General features: G+C 54.3%; 25 protein-coding genes. 13 read left to right on the top strand and 12 right to left on the bottom strand.

All coding sequences use genetic code 11. The annotated features are described in order from the left end of the window. The first annotated feature begins 29 nt into the window (after positions 1-29). The 6 genes from AB9F27_RS03185 (at position 30) to AB9F27_RS03160 (ending at position 6,617) form a co-directional block, all read left to right on the top strand. A complete protein-coding gene (locus AB9F27_RS03185; protein WP_369757522.1) occupies positions 30-521 on the top strand; it encodes a TRAP transporter small permease in 492 nt (163 codons plus the stop codon). Further along, positions 518-1,798 carry a TRAP transporter large permease gene (locus AB9F27_RS03180; protein ID WP_369757521.1) on the top strand — a complete coding sequence of 427 codons (1,281 nt, stop codon included), beginning with the start codon at positions 518-520 and terminating at the stop codon, positions 1,796-1,798. Before AB9F27_RS03185 ends, AB9F27_RS03180 begins: the two co-directional genes overlap by 4 nt. An 8-nt stretch (positions 1,799-1,806) precedes the next feature. Further along, a complete protein-coding gene (locus tag AB9F27_RS03175) occupies positions 1,807-2,571 on the top strand; it encodes an enoyl-CoA hydratase/isomerase family protein (RefSeq protein ID WP_369757520.1) in 765 nt (254 codons plus the stop codon). Beyond that, complete coding sequence (locus AB9F27_RS03170) at positions 2,568-3,377, top strand: IclR family transcriptional regulator (protein ID WP_369757519.1); 810 nt, start codon at positions 2,568-2,570, stop codon at positions 3,375-3,377. The genes AB9F27_RS03175 and AB9F27_RS03170 overlap by 4 nt, the downstream gene beginning before the upstream one ends. A gap of 14 nt (positions 3,378-3,391) precedes the next feature. Continuing rightward, positions 3,392-4,555 carry a CaiB/BaiF CoA transferase family protein gene (locus AB9F27_RS03165; RefSeq protein WP_369757518.1) on the top strand — a complete coding sequence of 388 codons (1,164 nt, stop codon included), beginning with the start codon at positions 3,392-3,394 and terminating at the stop codon, positions 4,553-4,555. Positions 4,556-6,020: 1,465 nt separating this feature from the next. After that, positions 6,021-6,617, top strand: a complete 597-nt coding sequence (locus AB9F27_RS03160; protein ID WP_335585078.1) for a hypothetical protein — start codon at positions 6,021-6,023, stop codon at positions 6,615-6,617. Between the two features lie 11 nt (positions 6,618-6,628). Here the strand turns inward: AB9F27_RS03160 and AB9F27_RS03155 are convergent, their stop codons facing one another. Beyond that, the gene (locus AB9F27_RS03155; RefSeq protein ID WP_335585077.1) at positions 6,629-10,066 is read right to left on the bottom strand and encodes a glycosyltransferase; all 3,438 of its coding nucleotides are present in this window, start codon (positions 10,064-10,066) and stop codon (positions 6,629-6,631) included. 237 nt (positions 10,067-10,303) lie between these two features. Between AB9F27_RS03155 and AB9F27_RS03150 the strand changes: the two genes are divergently transcribed. From AB9F27_RS03150 to AB9F27_RS03130, 5 genes are all read left to right on the top strand, one after another. Continuing rightward, positions 10,304-12,865: a DUF3131 domain-containing protein gene (locus AB9F27_RS03150; RefSeq protein ID WP_335585076.1), complete on the top strand. Its 2,562-nt coding sequence runs from the start codon at positions 10,304-10,306 to the stop codon at positions 12,863-12,865. Positions 12,866-13,684: 819 nt separating this feature from the next. Beyond that, the gene (locus AB9F27_RS03145; protein WP_335585075.1) at positions 13,685-14,224 is read left to right on the top strand and encodes a VOC family protein; all 540 of its coding nucleotides are present in this window, start codon (positions 13,685-13,687) and stop codon (positions 14,222-14,224) included. Continuing rightward, positions 14,224-14,460, top strand: a complete 237-nt coding sequence (locus AB9F27_RS03140) for a VOC family protein (RefSeq protein WP_335585074.1) — start codon at positions 14,224-14,226, stop codon at positions 14,458-14,460. Before AB9F27_RS03145 ends, AB9F27_RS03140 begins: the two co-directional genes overlap by 1 nt. Before the next feature lie 5 nt (positions 14,461-14,465). Further along, positions 14,466-14,936, top strand: coding sequence for an SRPBCC family protein (locus tag AB9F27_RS03135; protein ID WP_335585073.1), 471 nt, complete (start codon positions 14,466-14,468; stop codon positions 14,934-14,936). A 23-nt stretch (positions 14,937-14,959) separates the two neighbouring features. Beyond that, a complete protein-coding gene (locus AB9F27_RS03130; protein ID WP_335585072.1) occupies positions 14,960-15,313 on the top strand; it encodes a VOC family protein in 354 nt (117 codons plus the stop codon). Positions 15,314-15,430: 117 nt separating this feature from the next. Here AB9F27_RS03130 and AB9F27_RS03125 read toward each other — a convergent pair whose 3' ends face one another. Then, positions 15,431-15,547, bottom strand: coding sequence for a hypothetical protein (locus AB9F27_RS03125; RefSeq protein ID WP_369757517.1), 117 nt, complete (start codon positions 15,545-15,547; stop codon positions 15,431-15,433). Positions 15,548-15,690: 143 nt separating this feature from the next. On the opposite strand from AB9F27_RS03125, the gene AB9F27_RS03120 reads away from it, so the two are divergent. Together AB9F27_RS03120 and AB9F27_RS03115 are read left to right on the top strand one after the other, a co-directional pair. Beyond that, the gene (locus AB9F27_RS03120; protein ID WP_335585146.1) at positions 15,691-16,179 is read left to right on the top strand and encodes a transporter; all 489 of its coding nucleotides are present in this window, start codon (positions 15,691-15,693) and stop codon (positions 16,177-16,179) included. 329 nt (positions 16,180-16,508) lie between these two features. Beyond that, the gene (locus AB9F27_RS03115) at positions 16,509-18,284 is read left to right on the top strand and encodes an SLC13 family permease (RefSeq protein ID WP_335585071.1); all 1,776 of its coding nucleotides are present in this window, start codon (positions 16,509-16,511) and stop codon (positions 18,282-18,284) included. A 23-nt stretch (positions 18,285-18,307) separates the two neighbouring features. On the opposite strand, the gene AB9F27_RS03110 is transcribed toward AB9F27_RS03115, so the two are convergent. From AB9F27_RS03110 to thiD, 10 genes are read right to left on the bottom strand one after another with little or no spacing between them, the layout of a single operon-like run. Next, positions 18,308-19,060: an ABC transporter permease gene (locus AB9F27_RS03110; protein WP_335585070.1), complete on the bottom strand. Its 753-nt coding sequence runs from the start codon at positions 19,058-19,060 to the stop codon at positions 18,308-18,310. Beyond that, positions 19,057-19,782 (bottom strand): ABC transporter ATP-binding protein, encoded by a 726-nt coding sequence (locus AB9F27_RS03105; RefSeq protein ID WP_335585069.1) that lies wholly within the window; start codon positions 19,780-19,782, stop codon positions 19,057-19,059. The genes AB9F27_RS03110 and AB9F27_RS03105 overlap by 4 nt, the downstream gene beginning before the upstream one ends. After that, positions 19,779-20,462, bottom strand: a complete 684-nt coding sequence (locus AB9F27_RS03100) for a TenA family protein (RefSeq protein ID WP_335585068.1) — start codon at positions 20,460-20,462, stop codon at positions 19,779-19,781. The genes AB9F27_RS03105 and AB9F27_RS03100 overlap by 4 nt, the downstream gene beginning before the upstream one ends. Further along, on the bottom strand, positions 20,459-21,397 hold the full coding sequence (locus AB9F27_RS03095) for an ABC transporter substrate-binding protein (protein WP_335585067.1): 939 nt from the start codon (positions 21,395-21,397) through the stop codon (positions 20,459-20,461). The genes AB9F27_RS03100 and AB9F27_RS03095 overlap by 4 nt, the downstream gene beginning before the upstream one ends. Next, a complete protein-coding gene (locus AB9F27_RS03090; RefSeq protein WP_335585066.1) occupies positions 21,394-22,389 on the bottom strand; it encodes a HesA/MoeB/ThiF family protein in 996 nt (331 codons plus the stop codon). The genes AB9F27_RS03095 and AB9F27_RS03090 overlap by 4 nt, the downstream gene beginning before the upstream one ends. Then, complete coding sequence (locus AB9F27_RS03085; protein WP_335585065.1) at positions 22,386-22,982, bottom strand: thiamine phosphate synthase; 597 nt, start codon at positions 22,980-22,982, stop codon at positions 22,386-22,388. Before AB9F27_RS03085 ends, AB9F27_RS03090 begins: the two co-directional genes overlap by 4 nt. Continuing rightward, positions 22,979-23,752 carry a thiazole synthase gene (locus AB9F27_RS03080; protein ID WP_335585064.1) on the bottom strand — a complete coding sequence of 258 codons (774 nt, stop codon included), beginning with the start codon at positions 23,750-23,752 and terminating at the stop codon, positions 22,979-22,981. Before AB9F27_RS03080 ends, AB9F27_RS03085 begins: the two co-directional genes overlap by 4 nt. A 3-nt stretch (positions 23,753-23,755) precedes the next feature. Next, complete coding sequence (gene thiS / locus AB9F27_RS03075; RefSeq protein ID WP_335585063.1) at positions 23,756-23,953, bottom strand: sulfur carrier protein ThiS; 198 nt, start codon at positions 23,951-23,953, stop codon at positions 23,756-23,758. Beyond that, entirely contained in the window at positions 23,937-24,932 is a 996-nt protein-coding gene (locus tag AB9F27_RS03070) for an FAD-dependent oxidoreductase (RefSeq protein ID WP_335585062.1), read from the bottom strand. Before AB9F27_RS03070 ends, thiS begins: the two co-directional genes overlap by 17 nt. Further along, positions 24,932-25,765 carry a bifunctional hydroxymethylpyrimidine kinase/phosphomethylpyrimidine kinase gene (gene thiD / locus AB9F27_RS03065; RefSeq protein WP_369757516.1) on the bottom strand — a complete coding sequence of 278 codons (834 nt, stop codon included), beginning with the start codon at positions 25,763-25,765 and terminating at the stop codon, positions 24,932-24,934. Before thiD ends, AB9F27_RS03070 begins: the two co-directional genes overlap by 1 nt. Between the last annotated feature and the right edge of the window lie 25 nt (positions 25,766-25,790).

The following is a 25,790-nucleotide window of genomic DNA, read 5'->3' as shown; positions in this document are numbered from 1 at the left end:
GGCCGAGCGATTTAATGGGAGAAGTTGCCATGCGTTCATTCGGCCTTTGGATCCGCAGAATAGAAAACCTGATCTCGCTTTCAGCTCTCGCGCTTCTTGCCATGACAGTCTTGTGGGGTGTGATGACGCGCTATATCACAGAGCGCCCCGCCGTCTGGACAACCGAACTTTCGGGCATCCTCTTTACGTGGGTTGTCTTCATTGGCGCGATGACCGCGTTTAGGGAAGGCAAGCATATTCGCGTCACCCTCTTTATCGACATCCTTCCAGATGCCCTTCAAAAAATCCTGCTAAAGGCGGGTGACTTTATCGTTTTGGGCTTTTTGGTCTACGTCACATATCTGAGCTTTCTGATGATGCTAAATGGTGCAAGCCGCCCCTCACCTGTTCTCAATATCCCGTTCAGCATGGTGTACCTCGCGACCGTCATTTGCTTCGCCAGCATGACCGCGACTTCGATGCTCCGCCTCTCGGGTTTTTTGCCCCCCCCTGAGAACGCCCCATTGGAGGAAGTCCTATGACATTGTCCCCCGTTTTTATTCTTCTGTTCGGGATCGCAATTGGCATTCCTGTGGCGTTTGCAATCGCCATTGCCGGCCTGTCTTTCTTTTTGATTTCTGGCGCAATGCCACCCGAAATTTTCATACAACGTATTGTTGCCGTCACCCATTCCTTCCCGCTTCTGGCGGTGCCGCTTTTTGTTATGACGGGTGTTGTGATGAATTATGCGGGCATTACCTCGCGGATGATGACCTTCGCAGAGGCGATGACCGGCCATTGGAAGGGCGGCTTGGCACAGGTAAATGTGTTGTTATCGACCCTGCTCGGTGGGGTTTCCGGCTCGGCCAATGCTGATGCCGCCATGCAATCCAAAGTGCTCGTCCCCGAGATGACAAAACGCGGCTATGACCCCGCATTTTCCTCGGCGGTTACGGCCTCCTCTTCCATCATTTCTGTGATTATTCCGCCCGGTATTGGCTTGGTTCTGTACGGGTTCATGGGGGATGTCTCCATCGGGCGGCTTTTCCTTGCGGGCATCCTTCCGGGCATCGTGATCTGTGCCGCAATGATGGGCGCGGTTGCGATACAATCCCGTCGCCTTGGCCTTCAACCCTCGCTTGATCGCCCGATGCCGTGGATTGACCGTGGCCGTGCTTTTGCGGGGGCCTTCCTTGCGCTTTTGGTGCCTATTGGCATCGTTGGCGGCATCCGATTTGGCTTTTTCACGCCAACGGAAGCGGGCGCGATGGCGGCAATGTTCGCGGCAATTATCGGCGTGGTTTATGGCGAGTTGAAATTCACCCATATCAGGCCAATCCTTGAACAAACGATGCAGGCAACCGCTGTTATTCTGTTCATCATCTGCGCGGCAAACGCCTTTGGATTTTACATGACGTGGGAACGTATTCCCGCCGCCGTGGCCAACGCCATGCTCGCGATGACGGATAATCCACTGCTGCTCCTGTTGGCGATCAATTTACTGCTCATAATTGCGGGCATGTTCATTGAAGGTTCGGCGACAATCATCCTTCTCACACCGATCCTTGTGCCCGTTATTATGAAAGTTGGCATTGATCCCGTGCATTTCGGGATTGTGATGGTTTTCAATCTTACGGTCGCAGGGATCACGCCGCCACTTGGCACCTTGATGTTTACCACCTGTGCCATCACGGGCGTCTCTATCGCCGATTTCATTAAGGCCTCGGTGCCATTTTACATCGTGCTGTTCGGCATGTTGTTGGTACTGACCTTCGTGCCACAACTCTCGCTGTGGCTTCCTGATCTAAAATTCAACTGAGGTACGACATGACAGACGCATCCAATGGCCTCGTGCGGCTTGAAATCAAGGGCAATGTTGGCGAGATCATTCTGGATCGGCCTGCAAAGCACAACTCTTTGACACCTGAGATGTATCGCCAGATCGCGACCTGTTGCACAGAGGCGGACGAAACTGCGCAAATCCACGTGGTTATTTTCAGGGGGGCCGGGGAGCGCGCGTTTTGCGCGGGTTCCGACATCAAAGCGTTGGAGGGCTATGAAGACTTCTGGGCATGGCGCAATCGGTTCGATTATATTCCACCGATCCTTGCCCTGCGCAAACCGACGATTGCAGCGGTCAAAGGCTGGGCACTTGGCGGCGGGCTTGAGATTGCGCTGGCCTGTGATTTGCGTGTTGTCGCGCGCTCGTCCGTCTTCTCGGCCCCCGAAGTACAACTGGGCTGGAATGGCGCTGGAGGTGCTGCACAACATCTCACCCGTTTGTGCGGTTATGGTCAGGCCATGCGCTACCTTCTCACGGGCGACCGTTTTGACGCCGACGAAGCGCAAAAAATCGGCATGGTTGAATGGCTTGTCGAGAGCGGCGACGAAGTTACCAAAGCACGCGAAATCGCCACCCAAATCGCAGGAAATTCAACCGTTGCGACCCAAGCGGTCAAGGCGGCGGTCCGTGGCGCAATGGATCTATCTGTGGCCCAAGGTCTAAGAAATGAAAACGAACTCATGTCACTCTGTTTTGCCAAGGTAGAACAGGCTAAACTCAAGGCTTCAACGGATGGAGCCCCCACATGACAAAACAAGACGCCCTTGATTCACCGGAAAGTAAGAAAGCCAAAACAGCCGTTCCCGCAGTTGAAAAAGCGCTGGACGTGCTTGAACTTATGGCCAAATCCCCAGACGGGCTGACAATGAACGAGATTGTCGACGCGCTGGATCGCACCATGGGCGAAATTTACCGCGTGGTAGTGTACCTCGCCGAGCGGCAGTACCTGCGGCAAAATATTGACACAAGTCGCTATGAGTTGACTCTAAAGCTGTTTGAATTGTCCCACACCCACGACCCTACTGAGCGTTTGGTCAAAGCCGCGCTGCCGATGCTCGAACGTATCGCCGCCACCAACCGTCAATCCTGCCATATTGGCGTACTCAATCGCACGAATGTCCTTGTTTTAGCCTCGGTTCAAAGCCCGCTTCCAGCGGGGTATGCCGTACGTACAGGCGCCCTGTTTCCGGTTGATCAAACGAGTTCTGGCCACGTGATCCTCGCGTTTTCGACCGACGAAGTACAAGAACGGTATCTGGCCCGCAGATCGCCGGAAGATCGAGCAGACCTCAAGGCGCGTTTGGCAACAATCCGCCAAAACGGGTTCGAAGACACCAGCAGCACCATGATCCTAGGCGTGCGTAACCTCTGTGTCCCCGTCTTTGATACAAGGGGCGTCGCAGCGGCGATAACCTCGGGCTTTATCGGCCAAAACAATGCGGCGTCGACTGCCGAACAAACCCTCGCATCCATCAGGTTGGCCGCTCTCGAATTGTCTAAAACCCTCGGATTTCGCCTCGACACCAGCCCATTTGAAGCAGCACTCACACCATAAAGGAACAAAGACACATGCCGGACGCCCCCTCCACACTTCCTCTGAACGGACTTCGCGTTCTGGATTTTTCACAATTCCTTGCTGGTCCTGTTGCGGCCCTACGGTTATGCGATTTAGGCGCCGAGGTGATTAAGATTGAACGGCCACAAGGCGGCGATCTTTGCCGCTCAATGGTGGTCAATGACCAGCGTCTCGATGGGGAAAGTCTAGTGTTTCACACGTTCAATCGTGGCAAGAAAAGCGTCGCCGCTGACCTTAAAGTTGCCGAAGATCTCGAGTCCGTGCGCCACCTGATCAAAACAGCGGACGTTATGATCCATAACTTCAGACCCGGTGTGATGGACCGCATCGGCTTGGGGTATGACGCCGTGCGCGCCCTAAATCCTCGGATTATTTATGGTGCGGTTTCGGGGTACGGAACATCTGGCCCGTGGCGAGACAAGCCCGGCCAAGACCTGCTGGTACAGTCTCTGTCAGGCATCGCTTGGCTTAATGGCAATGCCGAGGACGGCCCCGTGCCCACAGGATTTGCCATGCTGGACGTCGCGACCGCAGGCAATTTGGTGCAAGGCATTTTGGCCTGCCTCGTACGGCGCGGGGTAACGGGAAATGGCGGCTTTGTGGAAGTCGATCTTCTATCAGCAGCTATCGATATGACGTTTGAACAATTCACCTGTTTTCTCAACGATGATGAAAAACAACCCACTCGGCACAAAATCGGCAACGCCAACCCCTATCAGCCCGCGCCCTACGGCATGTACAAAACCACTGATGGATATATGGCCTGCGCAATGGCCCCTCTGGCGCGCGTTGCAGAACTCTTGAATACCCCCCAGATCGCAACCTACTCCCAAGATCAGGCGTTTACCCATCTCGATGAAATCAAAGCAATCGTCGCGGGCGTGTTTGCGACCGAACCAACACAGCATTGGCTGGATATTCTTGAGCCGGCGGGAGTTTGGTGCGCTCCGGTTCTGGATTGGCCCAGCTTCGTCGCCTCGGACGGCTTCAAAGCCCTGAACCAAATCCAAACCATTCGTTCAGACTCCGGCGCAGAAGCCCGCACAACTGTTTGCCCCATCCGGATCGATGGCGCTCAGATCAAATCGGCAAAAGGCGCGCCTGCCCTTGGTGCGAACAATGTCGATTATAAAGATCTAGTGGCGCTCTCAAATTAGGTTAATCATATCTCAAGCGAGGCCGCATACCACTTTCCCCCAATCTTTGATCGGATTGGGGGGAACTTTATAATTGATTGGCGTTAGTCAAATCTCAGCAAATGGAGCCCGCCCAGAACGGCCCCAAAGAAGTAATCCGCCTCTATAGTCAGGACTGCGGAGGCGGCGCAAACTTTTCAAGAATTGAACCTAATTTTCCTTCTAGAAAATATGTGTGAACGTCCCAATCGGATTTCAATGCTATGCCATACCTTCAGGTCGACACTAGTTTCGCGATGATCTTCCATAAAGACATCAATTATCAGGACAATCCGATTAGGGCCTAGATCAAACGGTGCAAAGAAAAAGGTTATGGCTTCCTAATAAAAACCCTAGCACCCCATTTTTCGCAATTGTCCAGTTATACGACACCGATGCAAATGCTAAATAGTGCGCAACGGAATGGAGCCAACACGCGCACGAACCACATCACCATTTGCGCCCTGATTTGTTGAGTTCAGGAGTGTTTTTCCTCCAAGTGTTTGATCAACTTGAGGAACGTGCCCCCCCAAGACGATCAATCATATTCCCTGCCACTGGCTCTTTGCTTTTGGGAGGTCGATTATTCACTACATTGACACCATCGGCCATGAGCGCGACAGCGGAGCAGAAGCGTTTGATGTCCAATAATCCACGATGGACCTACCAGAACGACAAGAGTGCCGTTTGTTTTCCGTACACCCTCAGCGCGGTTACTTGAGACGGTATTTCATGAGCCAACTCACGGGCGACCCAGCGGTTTTTGAGCCCTTACTTCTGGCAGATTTTGACGCCGATGTTTTGCTTGAGGGAGACGGCTCCGCCATCAAAATTTGCATAATACTGGTGGCCGGTACGGGGAGGATGCAAACTGTCTCTTCAAGGACCATGACGTAGCCGTTAATCTTGCACTGATTTCGAGCGGCTCAAGGAAAGCCATGTCGCAGCCCACTTTTAAATGCCCCCTTTGCACTCGGCTGCTCTCCCACAACCGCTTCATTACCCAGCCCCACATTTGCAGCAAGATTAATGGCGTCAGAGACGCTATATTGGATGCGGCAAAAAATGAAATAGACGCGTTTCGCCGCATCCAAAAGCCATAATACCACCGGAACCGCCTCAAACCGGCAATGTCTAACCGGCCCGATGACTGCCCCAGAAAAGTGATGATATCGCCCAAACAGCCCGAATTTGGCATGAATCGGCCTAAATAGGCCTTATCTGGTGCCCTTTTTGGCAAAAACATGCCAAATCTTATACGCAATGGTTTAACTTCTAGACATAGTAATAGTTTCTATTATCTACGGTACCACTAAATATAGTCTCTACGGATGCCGCTAGTTTTTGCCATTCCGTTGTCACAAAAATGCCTGAAAGACCAAGTATAATTAAATATTAACTAACTTAATGCTGGTATGAGACCGGGACCAGAATGAGGATTTGGCTAATGCCGAAACAGATACTGAAAAAAATTGTCGCTTTAAGTGGTCTGTCTCTTCTCATCGGCAGCTCTGCGATTGGCGAGCAGGTTACCCGAGCGAACACTTCGTATGCCTCGTTGAGTGAACTTGCAAATGGCCAGGAAAAAAGCTTCAACGCCTATTTGACCGGCTACAGTTATTGGGACAACACCCCGCCCGGCTCTGCTGCGATCGCAAGACCGGTCATTCATAAACGAGCTGGAGGCACAGGGTCCTACAATGATCCGATCACGATTGCTGTCGGTCACTCAATTGTAGGCGGCAAACAAACTCTCGATTTCCCTTCAGGTACGCGTTTCTATATTGGGTCCATTCAGAAATACGCCATCGTTGAGGATGTTTGTGGTGACGGGCCCACGCCTCAGGGTGGTCCCTGCCACACGGGTCGTAACGGTTTGCCGTGGCTCGACATCTATGTTGGTGGTCGCAGGGCGGGTCCGGAAATTGCGGATGAATGCATGCGACGGATTACTGCGGTTCACACATTTATCATCAATCCGCGCTCCGGATACCCTGTGATTGCCGGAGAACTTTCAAACAACTGTCAAATCCTATCCAGCTGATTTGACCGCGCTCAGGTCCATTGGCTCAACTTAACCGTGCCCATCCGCTTGAGGGTTCCCCATTTCGCGAGTCGCCCAGTTAGGGCGCGCAAAACGGATCGATACACGGTGAAATAAAGCATCTGGCGGTAGAAAATCCGTTGGAACGGGATGACCCAAAGTTGCGAATAGGTTTCCGAACCGTCGTTCCGCCGATCCAAGCGTACAGCCGTAACGGCCAAAATAATATCCATTAATGGCAGTAAGATATATCCCGCGAGCAATATGTATGAGGCGTTAGGATCTAGCGGTGGTCGGCCTGCTAGAAACTCCTTGATGGCCACGCCGACAGTGGTGATGAGGACCAAATCAGCGATGGGCGCAAAGAGGGCGAATAACACGCCAAATATCTGGAGGTCCGTTAACGACACAAGACCAATGGTACGCTTTTCAGTATAACAGGCACGGTGTTTCCACGCCATTTGCATCATACCTAAAGTCCACCGAAGGCGCTGTTTGAGAAAAGGCACAAGGGTAGCAGGCGCCTCTGTGACTGAAATCGCATCCTCGACAAAGCACACACTGTATCCACATCTCTGGATTGACACGGTTAGATCAGCGTCCTCTGCGAGGGTGTCGCCTGAATAGCCCCCTGCCTCCTTGACCGCTGCGACACGCCAAGCCCCAATCGCGCCTGGCACAACAAGCATCCCGTTGATTTTGTCGAATGCGCGGCGCTCGAGATTCTGGGCAGTTATATATTCTACTGCTTGGAGACGCGTCAGAAGATTGAGCCGATTTCCGACTTTCACGTTCCCCGCGACCGCGCCCACTTTTGGGTCACTGAAGCGAGCCACGAGCTTTCTGATTGCATCCTTGCGCAGAACTGTGTCGGCATCAATCGCCACCACTATGTCGGTCGATACGTACCTGTAGGCCGCGTTGAGGGCCCGCCATTTCCCTCCATTTTTCTGTCTGTGAACCTTAACACGACGGTCCTTTTTGAACGCGGAACGGACAACGTTCCCCGTGCTGTCCTTCGAACCATCGTCAATTACCAAAACCTGAAGGTTGCTGTAATCCGAGGCAAGGATCGTCTTTATGGATGCTTCAATGACCGTCGCCTCATTATAGGCTGCGACAACGACCGTCACCAAAGGTTCGTATGCGGGATCCCTCGGACCGATGGGTCGTCGAGTTAGCGCCAGAAACAAAATTGTGAGGGAGCGCAAAATGCCAAGCACGACAGTTAGCCAAAAAATCGTAATGAATGCCGATTTGGCCATTGTCAAAAAATTGAACGACATGCCATGCAACTGGGCCTCGAAACTGTCATCTAGCGGCATAAGATCGGAAACTTTTAGCCCCAAAATTTCCGTTGCCGAGACAAACTCATAGCCCTCCGCCCGCATCTCATCAATCATTGGCCCCAACGCGTTGACCGTTGCGCTTCGATCTCCCCCCGCATCGTGTAACATAACCACTCGATTTCCCCTGTGGGCCCCCTCGCGGACATGTTCACGGATGTCTTCGGCTGAATTATTCGTCCAATCATATGTAACCACGTCGCTACTCATCTCAATGTAGCCGAGCGATGTTGCAACACGGATCGGTTGTACGAATTCCGCCGTATCTGGCCCTTGGCTTTTGCCAAAGGGCGTCCGATATAGCGCCATACGATGCCCTGTGAGGCCAGCAACAATGCGTTGCACGCTGTTGAGTTCAAGCCTAACCCGACTTGGTGAAACCTCCTCAAGCTTAGGATGGAAAAAGGAGTGGGACCCCACGATATGCCCTTCCCGCACGATCCGCTTGAGGACTTTTGGAGCAAGCGCGATGTTCTGTCCAACGACGAAGAATGTGGCCTTAACCCCTTTATCTTTCAGAACATCGAGCACTTTCGCGGTGAAAACCGGATCGGGCCCATCATCGAAAGTCAACGTGATCTGGTTTCCGCTGGGTTCTCCAAAGCGTTCAATGAGGATTGGCATAGGCAGGACGGCGTAGTCTTGTGCGTGGATAAGGCCATCCCCCTGATCGCCTGCAAAACTGCGGCGCCCCAAGACGGCTTCGGAGGACAGATGGTAAAACGATCCTTCGCCAAAATAGCGAACGCCGTCCGCAACGGAAACGGTTGCAAGCCGATCCTTCAGAGTAGCAAAGGATTCACTCTGTAGGGCCAAGACATCCCAGACACCGGGATCCTCGCGCCCAATGGTCCAAACCGCGACACCCGCTAGACCATATCCCTCAAGCGCGCGAAGTTGGTTGTGGAAAGAGGCGGCGTCGAGAAACCAGCTGACGTGGCGGCGTTTCTCGCGGTCAACACGGATAGCTTGGCTATTGAGGTCGGTATCAAAATAAAGCACCTGCCCCTCATCCAACACTGTCTGGCTGATTATGGAGGTATAGTCTGACCTGACCGGTTCGACCTGCCCACTTTCCCAATCATATCCCCCAGTTCCCAAAGCAAAAACAAGCTTGTCCGAAGGCACACGCTCCGCAACGAAGTCAGCCGATTCTACAAACCATTGCTGTGGTGCTATTGGTGCCGGAAAGGAGCCTGCGAAAGGTTCGCGTATCATTGTGATGACAACCCTGTCAGACGCGGCAACAAGGGTGGTATCCATCCAAAATTCGTTATCGAAATCCATGACCGAACAGGTTTTTAGATTAAGCCCCGCGAAACCTACCTTGAGCCGCTGTAGTATATCCGCCGAATAGCCGACCGTCTCGGAGGGAAAGCCGCTCGTATCAAGACATATACCGTCGAGGTCATTGGCCACTGCAATATTGATTACCTCATCCACAAGGGACTGGCGCAACTTGGCCGTGCCAACCAGCGCTTCCACATCTTCGATGCTGCTAAATTCGGGCAGGGATATACTTGGCATTAACGCAAAATCATCCCGATTAGAGTTTATCAGCTTCTGAATGCGGTCGCCATATTCAAACTTCGTCCCTAGATTCAAGACGGGACGCTCTAACCCTGATATTTCGTACCAAGCAGGTACAAGTACGTCAATCTGCGCGCAATGTGCCTCAAGCGAGGTATAGGACCAGATCGGCTCAATCGGCAAAAATGCGAAGATATCGCGTGAACCTTGTGTGAGCGCGTCGCGCCGCCCCCGCTGGCCATTGCAATTCGACAAGGCGTTTTTGCCGAGTGGTGAGGGGGATTCTGTGAAGTTTTCATCCAGCCCCTGAACGCTGAGGGTAAGGGCTTTGGCTGTTACCTTAAACAGAGGTTCCGAGAGGGGGGCGGCAAACGGTGCAAAATCAAAATCAACATTCTCCACTTTGGCGATTTGAAGTCCCAAAGCGACACCCCAAAGGAGAAACGTAGAAATAAGAGTAACTGCAAACAGGGCCACCCTGCGCGACCGAATACGCGCAGGATCTGAAAATACAGGTAGTCGCTCAAGTGGGCCCTTTTTCTTCGAGCCAGAACTCTTGAAATGCGCAGTCACTCTTCCCACCCCCCAAGTATTAATCCCCGTAAAACACCGCCTAGAAATTGAAATATTTTTGCAATTGCCAAGCTTCACCCTGAATATAAAGTAAAACAAATTGGCACCTTGCAATTGACGCAAATCACTGCAAACAACTTAAGAAATTAGTATTTTTAAAATAAAATGGCCTTTTTTATCGCCGAAATGGTGCACAGTGTTGTTATTCTGGAATAATTAGAGGGTGTTCAAAGAACGATGAAAATTAGTCGCCGCAATCTAATGCTGCAGCTCGGAATTCAGCTTCCCGCTATGGTTGCGCTGCCTTCTATTTCTCGTGCCGAATCACCCTACAAATCGTTTCAACTCATTCTTACGGGCATTACCTCCACCACCCCCCCCGATAGCCTCCTCGCTCTCCTTGAGCCATTCGTGAGCGCAAATATCCCTGTCAGTTGCATTGTGTCGCCAGAAATTGCCACTGGCACACTTCTTCCTGATAGCAGTTTGGCCGGCTATCTTCGCCGTTTCATAGCCGACTATCCGGCTCAAATTGAGATCGTCCTCAAGGCGCCAACGCTGTCCGAGCGACCATATTATTTTCAATCACGAATGGCGACCCAAGCGCGGCGTGCTCTTGAGGACGGGCTTGTGACCGCACAGTCGGACCATCAACTTACTCGTTCTGTGCTGACTGTGGCAAACTTCGGGACGTCGGGGAGGTATCAACCTGGTGGCGTACGAGCTGCTGGATTTCGGACGGTTCTCAGCTTGCCCGAATCCGGGATCGAACCTGCAGACAGCCGCTGGGACCAGAGTGTCCTGCACATTTTTGGCGGGATGCACTTCGGGCTAAACGAGTCCTTCGATTCAATCAAAAATGCGCTGACCGCGAGCATTCAAGACGACACGCGATCTTTACTCGCTCTCTCTCTCGAAGGTCTCACGCCGGAAAATAGTGGCCTCGCCGCCCAGCGAATGACCAAGATTGCATCCCTAATATCCGAATTTTCCTTGGCGCGGCAGATTGTCCCGACAACCCCAACTGACTACCATGTCCGCGCGTCTCCTGACCCCGAAACTGTAATTGGCCTACGGCTGGATGTCACAGGCAAGCCGGACGAACCCGGCGGCGAAGCCGCGCTTGAGCTTGCTGAGTGGCTTCGCGCCCATAATTTTCATTTCACCGTGGCAGGCGAGCATGCTCAATCTTGGCAAGAGGATGGCGGAGATGTTTGTCCGCTCGCAGGCCAAAGTAGCGACGAGAGCCTCGGAAACTGTCGCATGCTTGGCGACGAGTCTGACCAAAAGAACACGCCTAGAGTGCCGCCACGGATTGCGATGGTTCCCTTTCCCGAGATCGACTTGATTGCTGGTGTCGATCATCAGGCAAGCCTCCACCCGCCAAGGTTACATTTTATCGACGAAACGAATTCGTCGTCACAGGCCGCCTCAAAAATCGGGATCCTCGAAGATACCGTCCTCGTCCTTGATCAGAAATCCTATAGGAACGCCGCGCAACGGCAACGGACGATAGCCATCATCAATAGACTAAAGCACCATTCGGGGTATTGGATAACCGATGTAGCAACATTGGCGGATCAAATCCTGCCAGCCGACTCGCTCAGTTCAGTCTATCATCAAACCCAAGAGATAATGCACAGTGAACAATTGGCCTTTGCCCAAAGCGAGCAGTTGGATCGCGACTTACTCCTTCGCGATGCAAAACTCGCTTGGCGTTATTTCAAGAGGTTCACAAACGCAGAAACTGGCCTGATTTCTTCAACGACCTATCTTGTTGATGACGTAAATACGTTCTTCGATTACGCCACGATGTGGGATATCGGAAGCCAACTCCTCGGCATGGTCGCGGCAGTGAAACTTGACCTGATGAGCCTGACTGAGCTCAATAGTTGGGCCGAGCGTATAATCGAAGGGCTGCCAGCGGTAACGATTCAGGGATTGCAGCTCCCGGGCTCTTTCGTTCATGTGGCCTACGAAGAAGAGCCGACGCCTTCGTTCAATACTTGCGATACTGGGCGCCTTCTCAATGCTTTTCACCAGCTCAGAACCTTTTCGCCTGCATTGAACGATCTCATTGAACAAAAAGTCGCCAGCTGGTCCCTCAAAGAGACCATCCACGACGGACGGATGCACGATGTTTCGGAACCGCTCACCTATGATCGCTTCATCTCGCATTGCACCAATTACGCAGCGAGAGGATACGCCGCTTTTGGCATCGCCGCCCAAAGCCCTTACGCGCCATTAGACGGGCGAACCGACGCGGATGCGGTGATCGAGTTGCTTTTCAGCGCGTCTAAAATCGGAAGCATTGGTGCCGAACCACTGCTTCTAGAAGGTGTCGAGCTGTGCTTCACGCCAGAGACCCAGTACCTTGCCGACATGTTATTTTCCGCTCAACTTGAAGACAATCAAACGACCGGCACGATGCGTTGCGTTTCCGAAAGCCCCATAGATATGGCCCCATGGTTTACATATCAGGGCTATAGCATCGACGACTTCGCAAATCCGTGGCGGGTTCAGGTTATTTCTGATGACGACCAATATACGCAACCCGATTTTTTACGTTCGATCGAAGTCGTGAGCGTCAAGGCAGCGTATCTCTGGGCGGCCACTCACCCTCACGAATATTCCCATGCTTTGGTCGATTACGTCCGCTCCCGCGCCCGCATTGAAAATTTCGGTTTTTCTCCCGGAATATACATGAAAAACGGCCTTCCGATGGCGGGATATTCCGACCTGAATACCAACGGGATTATCCTCGAGGCTATTGCGCATATTTTGAAAAAAGAGGTTTGAAAACAGGCGAGAAAACCGGACACAATTTGGTTCAGCTAAACCGCAGCGTAAGCATTTTTCCGCCCTGCTCTCCAAACCCCCTTCGGCCCAAATCCTCTCGACTATTTTTCGGACTTGGTACAGACCGCCAAAGTGAATTTGAAAATTAGATTTCTATTTAGGAAGGACGCAAAATGTGGTCCCCTATTCCCTCCCTCATTTGTGCAGGTTTCGCAGCCACTTCCGAGACCTGAGCAGAACAAAATTTCAGACGCGAAACGCACCAAGTTCGAGGCCAGTCCGAGAAGCTCGACATCGTTCTCTTCTTCGTTGATGACATGGGCTATGGCGATCTGGCTCGGGACGAGGATGAACACAATCGGCATGACTCCCTTGGCGTATACCATACCCTAGCGTAGGTGGAGCCTATATCGATGGTTTCGTTGCGGCTCTCGGCGGAATGGGGGACTTAGAGAATTTGTCGCCTCGGATAACGTCCCCCAGATGGAGATTACACTCAGTTTCGGGGTGTAAAAAGGCACCACGTGGGAGGGCGGTGTGCAGGACAAATGGTTCACAACGCATCAGACATTGTTGGCCGATTTTGGTTTTGTTGACCAACTCACCAAACCTACGGTATTCTATCTCTATGGTAAGGTCCGCCAAATTGAGTCCTGAACGCGCCAATGCCCGCCCATGCTTATTAAGCCACGCGGACCACTAACTTTTTCGAGACCAAGGCGGATACCATTTGCAAAACAATAAGCGTCATTAAAGCGGCCCGTCGCCGCACAATCGAACAACTCTGCAAACGTTCACTAGTACAAAGGAGACAGACCAATGACCAATCGTGAAGGCACCCCTATCTGGTATGAACTGAAAACGCAGGACCCCAATGCGGCGCAGTCATTTTACGAAAGCGTCATGGATTGGACGTTCGAAAAAATGCCGGGCGGACAAGAGATGGACTACAGTGTCGCCTCTGCCAGGAAGGAAACCGTTGCCGGGGTGATGCGAACTCCCGTCCCCGCGCAGGGCATGCCGAATATGTGGTTTATGTATGTCGGGGTCGAAGATGTCGATGCCTCGGCAGTCAAGGTAAAGTCGCTTGGCGGGGGTATCAATATCGAACCAACCGATATTCCCGGCGTTGGGCGTTTTGCCTTTTGTACCGATCCACAGGGTGCGCATTTCTATCTGATGCGTGGCACCAGCGAGGAAGATAGTGCCGCCTTCACACCGATGAAGCCTGGCCATTTCTGCTGGAACGAACTGGTAACCTCCGACCAAAAGGCCGCGCTCGGTTTCTACAGCAAACTGTTTGGCTGGGAAATGGCGGCGCGATGCAGATGGGGCCTGCGGGGGAGTACACTTTCATAATGCATGATGGCGCAATGATCGGTGGCGTCATGGACGCGCCAGAAAAAGGCACCCAGCCGTTCTGGAATTTCGCGATGCAAGTCACCGATATCGACGCAACCAAAGAGACGGTGGAGAAAGCGGGCGGCACCGTTCGAATGGGGCCTAATGAGTTACCAGACGACAGTGGTTGGCTGATTCAGATTGACGATCCGCAGGGCGCGAAGATCATGTTTGTCGGTGAGCGCAAAGGTTGAGCGTTATGAGTGACTCCAAAAACAATCACGATCTTGTCCTTGAACTGACCCTTGATGCACCCCGCGAAAATATCTGGCGTTGCTGGACGGAAGCCGTGCTCCTGGAACAGTGGTTCACGCCAAAACCGTTCACAACAGAAGTTGAGAGTATCGACTTGCGAGTCGGTGGTTCCAGCGTTTTCATCATGCGCGGACCGAATGGCGAGGAGATGCGCAATTCTGGCGTCTATCTGGAGGTCGTGCCCAATGAACGGCTGGTATTTACTGACGCGTATACCCAAGCGTGGAAACCATCGGCAAAGCCCTTCATGACGGGCGAAATCGTCCTGAAGGATGCGGGGGCTGGCAAAACTCGTTACACCGCTACCGCCCGCCACTGGAGCGCTGAAGACCGGAAAAGTCATGAGGAAATGGGTTTTCACGAAGGCTGGACATTGGCGGCGCGACAACTCGAAGAACTCGCCAAAACCCTTTAATTGGACTCGGACGGTGAAATATTATGGAACCTCAGCAAAAAATATCTCCCTGCCTTTGGTTCGAAAATAAGGCGCAGGAAGCGGCAGAGTTCTATGTCTCTGTCTTTCCAGAGTCACGCATCGACCACATTATGCGGTCGGGTATCGACTGGCCTGCGGGCAAGGCTGGGGACGTCATCCTTGTCGAGTTCACCCTATCAGGGGTCGCTCATCAGGCACTGAATGGAGGGGCGAGCGAAGCCTTCAATAACGCGGTTTCCTTGTCGGTCAGTTGCAAGGATCAAGCTGAGGTTGACAGGATTTGGGATGCATTGATTGCTAACGGAGGTGAGCCCATCCAATGCGGCTGGCTAAAGGACAAATATGGTGAAACTTGATGTCGCGGAGCTGAAGGCTGCTTACGAGAACAACTTTTAACGATGCTCGGCGACGCCCCTTCCTTTCGTACCTCTGGGCAAACATTCGGTACGCATACGCCGACCACTTCATCCAAGTTACGTCCTCACCTCCTTGAATTGAAGTCTGCGATATTCGCATGGGCTCGATCCCGTCATCCGGAGGAATGCGCGCGAAAATCGCTTTGGATTTTCGTACCCAGACATCATTGCCACATCGCGGGCCGTTGAGCGGGGCAGGCATAGGGGGCCCGGTCAAGTCTCGCAATGCCCACAATCAGGCGCAGGTCTTCACCTTCGCAGCGAATGCGGGTGCGACTGATCTGTCATCTTGAACATCGGGGCGGAATAAGCGTTCGATTCTAACGCGGCCGATCGGCGCATCGAGCACGGCGACGCGGAATGGGCATTGCCAATCCAAGGTTATAGCTACGGCGGCGGGACCTCTGGCTCAAAACAACTCGGTCGCGGCAAAGGGGATCGAGTTTTCCTCCGTCGGAGGCGTAACTTACAACCTTGAAAACAGTGACACGGGGTATCGGAACGGAATCGACGCACACCTAGATTGGTCCGCATCACGGTTCCTGAATGAAAACTGGCAAGTTGGCCTTGTGGGGTACGTTTATGGCCAGCTAACCGGCGATACGGGGCCGCAACCTGCCAACAACGGGCTGAAATCCAGCGGCGCGGCCATTGGCCCGCAAATCGGCTACTCGTTTACCGTCAACGGGCAGGCAGCTTATGCGAACTTGCGCGGGTACAAGGAATTCGCTGCGGAAAACCGCGTTGAGGGCACTGCAGTGTTTGCAACACTATCAATCCCCCTTGGGCGCAAGGCGTCGAAGTAAACCACGCAAGGGTCGCGACTGTATTCTGGGCCGCATCTGCAAAATCGCCTACCCCTTTTGGTAGATATTTTCATGGAAGCAATACGAAAGGGGAATACACAATCGCGGAATTGCTCTCGGATTCCGATTATGCCACCGCACTTTACGGCAAATGGCAAATTGATGTCTATGAAATGGCGCAACTACAAGACGATCCAGCGTACATCGTGACACAACTGCCGTTGTACTTTGATCTGGCCCGCGCTTCTTTGAGGAATGGTAGCGCTTTGCATTGTGGCAATTGATGGTAAGACTATCATCAAGCGCTCAACAGAGAGAAGTATTGCCTAATGCCATCTGACCAGACCCTGATTATTGCGATTTTCGCTGTCCTTTTTGTGCTGCTTGTCTGGGGGCGTATCCGCTATGACCTCGTCGCATTCGGAGCCCTCGTGCTCGCCGCCATTTTGGGGCTGGTGCCGACCGAGGATGTCTTTTCCGGCTTCGGTCATTCGGCCGTCGCCATCATTGCCTTAGTCCTAATTGTGTCACGCGGCCTTGTTGGGTCGGGCGCCATCGAAAAACTTGCAGAACGCGTTTTGGACTCCGAACGCCCCCTACCGCTGCATATCGCAGTTATGGCAGTCGTCGGCGCTGGTTTGTCGGCGGTTATTAACAATGTGGCCGCGCTGGCGCTGTTGATGCCGCTCGACATCGACGCCGCCGCCAAGGCAAAACGTACGGTCAGTAAGTCGCTGATGCCCCTATCTTTTGCGACTATTCTTGGAGGAATGATAACCCTGATCGGGACGCCGCCGAATATTGTCATCGCCGCTTACCGCGAGGACGTGCTTGGCGCGCCGTTTGGGATGTTTGATTTTGCCCCTGTCGGCCTGACGGTCGCCATCGCGGGGATTGCCTTTGTTTCCCTCATCGGGTGGCGGTTGCTGCCCAAACGCGAAGGGGCTTTTGAACAAGAAGGCGAGTTCGCCAAGGGCCGCTACATCGCCGAACTGCGCGTCGGCGACAAATCCATGGAAACCACGTCTAGTGTCGGCGACCTGTACCCGCTCGCGGAAGAACACGATTTGAATATTCTGGGGTTGGTGCGGCGCGGGAAACGCTTGCCTGGGTTTGCGGCCTCGCAGGAAATACGGGCTGGCGACTTTATTGTCGTTGAGGGGGAAACAAAATCTATTGAAACCTTTCTGGGGAAAAGCGACCTAGAGTTTTCAGGCTCCGAAAAGCACTCAGGTGGCGTCGCATCGGGCGGCTTGGCCCTCACCGAGGCCATCGTCCCGGAAGGTGCGCGGATTGCGGGACGCACTGCGCGGGGATTGAAGCTCCTGTACTCCCAATCTGTCACCCTCTTAGGAGTCTCGCGTAATGGGCGCCGTTTTACAGACAGGGTGCGCCTGTTGACGATCAGGCCGGGGGACGTACTTTTACTTCTCGGCGCACCCGAGCGAAACGCGGCAGCGGCGGCCTTTCTGGGGGTTCTTCCCCTAGAAGGGCGCAAGACCCAAGTCGTTCAACGCTCTAAAGCGGGCCTCTCAATTGGGATATTTTTAGCGGCAATTGGCACCGCCGTTTTGGGTTGGGTTGCGCTTCCGGTTGCCCTTGCGGCCGCGGTCATTGCCTTGGTCGCGATTGGACTCGTGTCGGGCAGCGATGTTTACGATTCCATCGAATGGAAAGTTATCGTTCTTTTGGCGAGCCTTATCCCGCTTGCAGAAGCGTTTGAAAATTCTGGCGGCGCAGAACTTATCGCTTCACAAATTCTTTCTATAACGGACGGCTTCCCCGCTTGGGTCTCGCTTCTTGCATTGATGATTGTGACTATGACCCTGTCAGATTTCCTGAACAATGTCGCAACTACACTGATCGCCGCCCCGATTGCGATGGGGATGGCTGCGGCAACCAGCACAAATCCGGATGCGTGGCTTATGACCGTCGCAGTGGCCGCCTCTTGCGCCTTTCTCACCCCGATCGGGCACAAAAACAACACCATCATCCTTGGACCTGGCGGATATCGGTTTGGCGATTACTGGCGTATGGGCTTCCTGCTTGAGGTGCTGGTTGTGGCGGTCGCAATGCCGACGATTCTGATCGTCTGGCCTCTATAGAGCGTTCGGATTTTCGAGTGCCGTCACGTGTGGTGTGTCGTCCCCTCCGCATACCTTGTTAAGCGTGCAGCCAGATTACCAACGGTAATGTGGAGGAGAACCGTCAAACAGGCCAGCACAATGAGACTTGCGAACATCAAGTCGATCTTAGCGCGGCCATTGGCCAATAACATGAGGTATCCAAGCCCTTTGGAAGCGCCAACCCATTCGCCGATCACCGCGCCGATTGGGGCATATACCGCGGCCAGCTTAAGTCCGGTGCCTAGATTTGGCAGCGCGTTTGGAATTTGCACGTACCGCATGAAGTGGAATTTTCCCGCCCCCATCGAAACCGACAAATCACGGTATCCCCCGTCAATGCGGGTCAGGCCGTCATGAAACGCCGTGGTTACGGGAAAGTAAATAATGAGGATCGCCATGACGATTTTCGACCCCATACCATAGCCAAACCAAAGGGTCAGCAACGGCGCGAGCGCGAAAACGGGTACGGCTTGCGTGAACACAAGCAGCGGCAAGATTAGCCGCTCTGAGGTTTTTGAAAGCGTTAACTGGATTGCGGTTAACGCGCCCAACACCGATCCAAGGATAAGACCAAGCAAGACTTCAACGCTCGTAATCCACGCATTTTCCGCAAGGATAACGCGGCTTTTATAGGCGGCCTTTGCCACGCGCCAAGGGGAAGGCAAAATATAATGCGGAGCATGTGTAAGCAACACCGCAGCTTGCCACAAAGCGAGACCAAGCAAGACCGCAAAAAGGATATCGCGTCGCCTCATGCCGGCACCTCGCGCAGATAGGCCAACAAGCGGGCTTGGCAGGAGAGCGTTTGTGGATCGTTAATTTCCCGCAATGCGGGCGTATCAGGGGTTGGCCAAACCGTTGCGTTTTGCGCGGACAGAATGATGATCTGATCGGCCAATCGGGCCGCTTCGGCGGGATCATGTGTGACGAGTAAAATGGTACGATCCGCCATAACTTCCGCGACCAACTCCTGCATATCCGCGCGGGTTCCGGCATCAAGCGACGAGAATGGCTCGTCCAAAAAGACAACGGGCCGATCTTCCATAAGCGTACGCGCGAGGGCCGCACGCTGGCGCATCCCGCCCGATAAAGAGGTCGGTTTCTGCGTGATGTGTTTTGCGAGGCCAACCCGTTCCAATAGGGCAGTTGCACGGGAATAATCGGGAGTTTCTCCCCGCAAGCGGGCACCAATGCAGATATTTTCCAGAACGGACAACCACGGCAACAACAGGTCCGATTGCGCCATATAGCTGATACGTCCAGCGAGGCTCAAACCATCCGAGGCCTCGATTGTGCCGTCAAACTGTCCCCCCGTTTCCAGCCCAAGGATCAGCCGCAACACGGTCGATTTTCCGACACCCGACCGCCCGAGTAAGCACGTCCATTGGCCTGCGTGCAAGGAGAGGTCCGCATCGAACAACAGCTTCCCATCGATACGGTGCTTCCCCGCGAGGCGTATGCTTGGGGGAATCGTCATTGAGTGCTGAGGCCCATTTGCCAGAAACCAACCTCAAGAGTCGTGGCCATAGAAAAGCGATCCTGTAAAGCATCACGGCGTGGCGACATTGCGAGTTTCCCAATTCGCCGCGCGACGGCACCATCGATCATGGAACCAACGCTGGTGCAAACCGACTGATATCCGGGGTCGGCATAGGTGTTGATCCAATCGGCATATGGCGTGTCGGGAGCTTTGCTCTCGGCCAACCGCAGGCCAATTTCGCCATACCCCATAACGCAGGGCGCCAAGGCTGCCATCAAATCTAGGAAATCCCCCTGCAGGCCCGCATCCAAAACATAGCGCGTGTAGGCAAGGTTTTCGACGGCTTCGGTCGCGTTAAAAAGCGTTGCTTCGTCAATCCCTTCGGCGGCACAAACCGACACGTGAAGCGACATCTCGTGATTGACAAGTGCGTCAACGGTCGCAGCGCAAACCTTCATTTCCTCAAGCGTTTCGGATTTGACCACAGCAAGGGACCACGCGCGCGAGAAGTGAACGAGAAACACATAGTCCTGAATGAGGTACTGCACAAACGCTTCGCGCGGCAAAGACCCGTCGCGCAAGCCTTCGACAAAGGCGTGGCGGGTATAATCTTGCCACGGTTCCGCGGCCCCCTCGCGCCAAAGCGCGAAGGTTTTACCATAATCCGGCGCTATCATTTCGCTGTCACATCGATGGCGATTTTTGAAACAGGGTTCTGCGAGGGGATCAGTCCCGCTTCATTCAGGAAAGCTTCAAACGCCGCATAACGGCCCACATCCATCGCCGTTGGGCGCAACGCAAAACGCGGGAATGTATCAACCCAAGCGCGGGCGTTTAACTCGTCTTGCAATTCGGCGGAGGTGCTCGCGAAAACCTCAAAGCTTTCTTCAGGATGATTGACGATATACTGCGTCGCTTTCTCGGTTGCGGCCAAGAAGCGAGCGATCATCTCTTTGTCCATCGTGTCGGGGTTGGCCACATAAATCAGCTCATCATAGGCGGGCAGGCCCTCTTCTTCGACGAAAAAGCAATTGCCCTCGACGCCTTCGATTTCCATTTGGTTCAACTCAAAATTCCGATACGCGCCGATGACCGCATCAACTTGCCCAGACATAAGCGAGGGCGACAACGACCAGTTCACATTGACCATTTCGACATCATCTAGGGTCAGTCCGTTGTGGTTCAGGATCGCCCCCATCACCGCCTCTTCAACGCCGCCCACAGAAAAGCCAACCTTCTTGCCTGCGAGGTCCGCTGGCGATTTGATCGGTCCATCCGCCAGCGCTAGGAGGCAGTTCAATGGCGTCGCAACAAGCGTGCCAACCCGTTGCAGCGGCAGTCCCTCATGAATGAGGAGGTGCAGTTGCGGTTGATAGGATATCGCCAAATCCGCCTTGCCAGCAGCAACAAGTTTCGGGGGATCGGACGGGTCGGCTGGGGCAATAATGTTCACCTCCAAATCTTGATCCGCAAAATACCCCATTTCTTGGGCGACAATGATGGGGCCGTGATCGGGATTCACAAACCAATCAAGCAGCAACGTCATTTGATCTGCGGCCATAATGGGGGTGGCCGCGAGGGTAAATGCGGTGGTTAGGGAGGTTAATTTCATGTGGTCTGCCTTTCGGTATGTGGCGTGTCGCCCATTGCAATGAGGGATATTTCTCCGGTCCAGTAGGTCCGAAGGTGAGTGGCGGCTTGCCATGCGCGCAAACCAGACCGGCAGGTGAAAACTGCGCGCTGGCCCGCGATTGGCGTGGGTTTTTGGTCTGCAAACTCCGCGACGGTAAGGCGCTTTGCAGTTTGCGTGACGGGGATTGGGGCTTCTGTTGCGTCGCGCAACTCCACCACAAAATCAGTCGGGGAAATATCCGATGCCGCGATGAACCCAAGGTCAGCCCTTGGCTCTGGGGCGCTATCAAATCGGAAGCCACCCGTGCGGAAATTTTGCATATCAAAGCTGAGGAGTTGGCCGAGGGGAGACGGGGATTGCCCAGTTAGATAACTTATGGCCATCTGTGCTTGTGCGGCGCCGATCATGCCAACGACGGGTCCCATGACGCCTGCGGTTGCACAGGTTGCTGCGCGGTCTGGCAGGTCGGGGAATACTGCCCGCAAGGATGGCGCGGTGCCGCAAAACCCCGCCACATATCCCGCGAAGCCAAGTACTGAGGCGCTGATCAAAGGAACCCCCGTCGCATGGCAAATATCGGAGAGGGTATAGCTTGTGGCGAAACTATCAGCGCAATCCAAAACAAGGGTGCTATGCGCAACAAGGTGCTGCGCATTTGCGGGGGTGAGCGCGGAGGTAACGCAACTAATTTCGCAATCGGCATTCAGGCGTTGAAGGGTCTCTTCGGCCACTTTTGCCTTTAATAGACCCACATCCTCTTCTCGAAAGAGCGTTTGTCTGTGAAGATTGGACAGCGAAACAACATCGCTGTCAACAAGAGTGAGGTACCCAATGCCGGCCCCCACCAAATACTGAAGCACAGGCGCACCAAGTCCGCCGACGCCTACAACCAGCACCCGCGCTGCTCGTAAGGCGGCCTGTCCAGCCTCGCCAATTTCGGGAAGGGTGGTCTGGCGCGCGTATCTGCTCATCGTGTTGCCGCCAACCAAGCGCGGACGCGGTCTTCGGGACTGTCATTCAAGGTAATGTCGGTGACGGCGGCCACAACATCCGCGCCAGCCTCAAAGGCCCCCGCCGCGCGGTCGATGCGCATTCCGCCAATCGCAATCAGGGGCGTATCCCCAATCAGGGTGCGCCATGTCGTTAGTTTCTCGATGCCCTGTTCATGCCATTTCATTTTCTTGAGGATGGTCGGATAGATGGGCCCAAGGGCGATGTAATTCGAGCGAAGTTCAAGGGCGCGGGCGAGTTCCGCTTTGTCGTGGGTGCTGATCCCGAGGCGCATGCCAGCTGATTGAATGGCCGCGATATCCGCGTCCTCAAGGTCCTCCTGCCCCAGATGGATATAATCACACCCCGCATCAATCGCGAGGCGCCAATGATCGTTGATGACCAGCGTGCAACCATGATCCGCACAGACGGATTTCGCCCGCCAGATATGGGCGCGAAGGTGGTCTGCACTTGCATCCTTCATTCGCAATTGCACCAGTTTGATTCCCAATGGGACGAGGCGTTCGAGCCAGTCCGCGCTGTCAAAAATGGGGTAAAATCGATCAAGCTTCATTCGAGAAACGCCTTTCCGATAACGGGGGTTGAGGGCGCAGCCATGTCGCGTGGCTCCATCGGGTCGGCAATCACTGCAATCTGTCCGGCGCGTATCGCGGTGGCGAATGCTTCGGCCATCGCGGCGGGGTCGCCCGCTTTTGCAACGGCCGTGTTTAAGAGCACAGCATCAAACCCAAGCTCCATTGCGCGTGCCGCTTGGGAAGGCAGGCCAAGCCCCGCATCGATCACCAAGGGCACATCCGGAAAATGGGCTCGCATCGCCCGTAATCCAAAAATATTATTCAACCCCAAGCCCGACCCAATCGGCGCGCCCCAAGGCATCAAAACCTCGCAGCCCGCATGGAGCAACCTATCCGCGACGACTAAATCTTCGGTGGTGTAAGGGAAAACCTGAAAGCCGTCCTCGCTAAGAATACGGGCAGCCTCAACCAGCCCAAAAACATCAGGTTGCAGCGTGTCCTCTTCGCCAATCACTTCGAGCTTGATCCATTTTGTGTCGAAAACTTCGCGAGCCATATGAGCGGTCGTGACGGCCTCTTTGACGCTGTGGCAGCCCGCGGTATTGGGAAGGATATGCACGCCAAGGTCACGGATCAGACGCCAGAAATCCTGCCCCGCCCGATCCTGTCCGCTCTCGCGGCGCAGCGAAACCGTCGCGACACTCGCCCCACTCCGCTTAAACGCATCTGCTAAGATCGCAGGGGACGGATATTGCGCGGTGCCGAGCATGAAACCATTGGCAAGGGTCGTGCCATAAAAATCACGCATCCTTTATCCCCCCTGCATCGGGGCAAGGACTTCGATCCTATCGCCGTCGGAGATCGCGAAATCGGCACGGGCGGTGGCGGGAACAAATTGGCCGTTCACAGCAGTCGCAACTTTAGCTTCCCCAAACCCTCGGGCCTCCAGCAGATCTGCTAACGTGCCAATCTGAATGTCCACGGGTTCGCCATTAATTTGAAGTTTCATCCATTACCTCCGGCTGTTTGTTATCAAAGATTAATTCCGCCACCATGCGCGCCAACGCGGGGGCCAATAGGAACCCATGCCGATACAGGCCGTTGGCGCGGATAAGGTTTCCCTCACGGCGAATGCGCAGCAGGTTGTCGGGAAATGCAGGGCGACTATCGACGCCAATTTCCAATACCTCGGCCTCGCCAAAGGCGGGCGCCAGAGCATAGGCTGCGCTCAGCAGTTCGAGCAGCGCGCGAGCGGTGACGTGCTTGCCTGCGCGGCCTTCAATCATCGTTGCGCCCAGCATGAAAACGCCGTCGCCGCGTGGAACAATATAAAGCGGGACGCGTGGATGCAGAAGGCGGATGGGGCGGCTTAACGTAACTTCGGGGCAGGAGAGCACAAGCATCTCGCCCTTCACACCGCGCAGATCGGCGATTTGATCGCGGGCCTGAAACCCTCGGCAATCAATCGTAAGGCCTCGCTGGGCAAAATCCTCGGGGTCGGCTTCGGCCTGTTCAAACACCGCGCCATCCGCCACCAAACTTGCCTGCAATCGCGTCAAAGTTTCGCGGGGTGCCAGATGCGCCTCGCTTTCGAAGTAAAGCCCTTTGGTGAAACGGTCGGCCAAATCAGGCTCTAACGTTGAGATTTCGTCCGAAGTGACCTCTCGAAAGTTGGTCGTGCGTCGTGCAAATCGGGTCAGGTCCGCTTTGTCGCGCGTCGGCGAAACCACAAGCGAACCGTTGCGATGTACGGTCTGCGTTTTCGCTTCCCACCAGTTGGCGGCCTCTTGGCCAAGTCGGATCACAGGTTCTTCGGCGCTTTCACCCTCGCAAAACGGGGCAAGCATTCCACCTGCCCACCATGAGCAAGCCTGTGGCCCCGGGTTGGCGTGGCGATCAATAACCGTGACATGGGCGCCGCGATCCAACAAGGCGCGCGCCACACACAGGCCCGCGACGCCCGCGCCGATGATTGTGATGTCATGCATTACCATTGTCCATAAAAGTGATGAACGGGGCCCTGGCCCTGGCCAATTTGCAACTGATCCGCGGCGGCGATTGCGCCTTGCAAATAGCTATGCGCGGCGACTACGGATGCATGCAAATCCAACCCCTTGGACAGGTTTGCCGCGATTGCGGAGGCGTAAGTACAGCCAGTGCCGTGGGTATTACGGGTGGCGATGCGGGGCGCAGAAAGCGTTATCACCACGCCGCCCGCCTCAATCAAAATATCTGAGCAAGTTTCCCCTTCTGCGTGGCCGCCTTTCATCAAAACCGCGCTCGGCCCCATGGCCAAAAGGCGCATTCCTTGCGCCGTGACTTCGGCCAATGTGTGCGCTTGGGGCTCGCCCAACAGGCGAGCAGCTTCGGGCAAATTGGGTGTAAGTAACGTGGCGAGGGGGAGGATTTGCGTAACCATTGCTTCAATGGCAGCGTCTTGCAAAAGCGAGTCACCGGATTTGGCGATCATCACCGGATCAACAACTATGGGACCTTTAAAATCGGTGAGGCACCGCGCGACAGCGTCAATGATCGAGATCGAAAACAACATCCCGAGCTTAATAGCGCGGACCTGAATATCGGCAAGGACCGCCTCGATCTGCGCGGCGACAACATCGGCAGGCACCTCATGAACGGCGGTTACTGACTTCGTGTTTTGCGCTGTGATGGCTGTTATGACGCTGGCCCCAAACGATCCATTCGCCGACATTGCCTTGAGATCAGCCTGCACACCTGCACCACCGCCGCTGTCCGAGCCTGCTATTGTTAGGGCGATTGGGGTCGTGAATGTCACTGGCGCATCTCCATCGAGTTGGGGCATGCCAGCGAAAGAAAGAGTCTGCGCG

It is taken from the genome of Falsihalocynthiibacter sp. CO-5D18, from assembly GCF_041205445.1.
Taxonomy (GTDB): Bacteria; Pseudomonadota; Alphaproteobacteria; order Rhodobacterales; family Rhodobacteraceae; genus Falsihalocynthiibacter; species Falsihalocynthiibacter arcticus.
This window is presented reverse-complemented; position numbering and strand designations above follow the sequence as displayed.